The 331-nt window shown below is 80.7% G+C and carries 1 protein-coding gene; it reads left to right on the top strand.

All coding sequences use genetic code 11. The features are described from left to right. The coding region (locus VTU_RS26365; protein WP_010102588.1) for an FtsX-like permease family protein at positions 1-331 on the top strand (331 nt) is incomplete at both ends.

Here is a 331-nt window from a genome sequence, read left to right as displayed (position 1 = left end):
GGCGCAGCGCGCGCCGCAGTTTGCGCTGCTCGCCGTTCTCGGCGCCACGCCGCGCCAGCGCCTGGCGCTGGTGCTGGCCGAGTCGGCGGCGCTGGGGCTGGTGGGCAGCCTGGCGGGAATCGCGCTGGGCAGCGCGCTGGCCGCCGCGGCGCTGCGGCTGCTCGGCGGCGACCTGGGCGGTGGCTACTTTGCCGGCGTGCAGCCCGCGCTGCAATGGAGCGCGCCGGCCGCCCTGGGCTACGGCGCGCTCGGCGTGGCGGCGGCCCTGGCGGGCGGCTGGTGGCCCGCGCGCGCCGCGCAGACGCTGGCGCCGGCGCAAACGCTCAAGGGC

The sequence above is a fragment of the Verminephrobacter aporrectodeae subsp. tuberculatae At4 genome (genome assembly GCF_000193225.1).
Lineage (GTDB): Bacteria > Pseudomonadota > Gammaproteobacteria > Burkholderiales > Burkholderiaceae_C > Acidovorax > Acidovorax aporrectodeae.
This window is presented reverse-complemented; position numbering and strand designations above follow the sequence as displayed.